The sequence below is a fragment of the Rothia mucilaginosa ATCC 25296 genome, from assembly GCF_000175615.1.
Lineage (GTDB): Bacteria > Actinomycetota > Actinomycetes > Actinomycetales > Micrococcaceae > Rothia > Rothia mucilaginosa.
In genome coordinates this window covers 1-1372 of record NZ_ACVO01000019.1, presented here as the reverse complement: position 1 = coordinate 1372, position 1372 = coordinate 1, and the positions used below count along the sequence as shown (strand labels likewise).

General features: G+C 46.5%; 1 protein-coding gene. It reads right to left on the bottom strand.

The genetic code is table 11. The features are described from left to right. Positions 1-1264 (bottom strand): ATP-binding cassette domain-containing protein (locus tag ROTMU0001_RS09130; RefSeq protein ID WP_005509044.1); only part of this gene is annotated, 1264 nt, incomplete at its 3' end. Positions 1265-1372: the final 108 nt, after the last annotated feature.

Genomic DNA, 1372 nt, shown 5'->3' with positions numbered 1-1372 from the left:
GGCCGTAGTCTTGACTCACCAAACCCACATTTGCCAACAAGTCATCAGGTGATATGTCCTGTACCGGTTTATCTCCAATGAGGATGTCTCCACTGGAGGGCTTAAGCATGCCCATAAGTGCATTTACTAGGGTTGTCTTTCCCGATCCGCTGGGCCCGACAATACCAATCATCTGCCCGGGACCAAAAGTGAGATTGATGTTTTTAAGAGCTAAAGAATCAGCTTTTGGATACTGGATAGCAAGATTCCTGATGGAAACGCTGCAGATTTCGGGGTAGGTATCGGCAACCGAATTTTTCTGCTTGGGCTGTGCGCTAGAAATAAACTTTCGATATATATCAATTGCGTTTGACCCCGCTGCCATCGAGCTAAGGTCGCTTCCCATCGAGCCAAGCGAGACTATAGCCGAGGTAATACCTATAACAGCTCCAGCAAGAGCACCGGGAGCCGGCACCGAGGCCGCTAGAAAAATAAGGGCTAAAGCTAGCAATGCAGCGCTTATAAAACCAACAATTGTATATATTCTGAGGATGTAACGAGCTAGGCCAATTTCCTCCTCACCGGATTTTTTCCGTTCTTGATTAGCGCGATGCGCAAAGAATGAACGAGCATTAAGAATTGCAAGCTCACGAGCAGTAGTTATTTGTGCAATCTGGTTAGTGCTATGCCATGCGTTGTAGCTATATGAATATATTTTTTCCATTGCCTCAGCATTTTTACTCGAATAGAGATGTGACATCAAGGCAACAGGAATCATGCCTGCAAGCATGCAGAGTGAAGCATATACATTGATCTTTCCTACGGAATAACTAAGGGATCCCGTCGAAAAAATGATGAATATCAGAGCACCCATAGTGGAAACTTGAGACCCCAGGCTCCCCTCTGTCACAGCTTCATGAGCTGCCCTTGATGAGCGAGCATAATCACCGCTCGCGATTTCCTGAGAGGAACAAGTCGCCAGACGAGAAGATACATTCTGAATACCCGTACTTGACATTCGAGAATTTAGAATCATACGCAGAGAGTCTGATGCTTGTCCCAGGGCAATGTATCCTGCCAGCACAAAACTAACCCCCAGCGCTAGCGGGAGCACTTCATCCTGGCTCTGGCCCAAATGCTCAACAAGTCTAGTGACAGCCTCCATCTGCAGAGCAGGGAATAGTGATAGGCACACAACAGACACTAGATAGGAAACGGTCCATACGGGGTGATTTTTGAAAGCATAAACCACGGACCAAACAGTATTAGCCATAATCTTACGCATCTTTATAGCCCCTTTCAGCAGAAGTTTTGCGCCCTGCAGAATCTTCAGAGATCTGATTTTTGAAAATTTCCATAAACTTTCCCTCTGCCTTCAGTAGCTCCCGGTAGG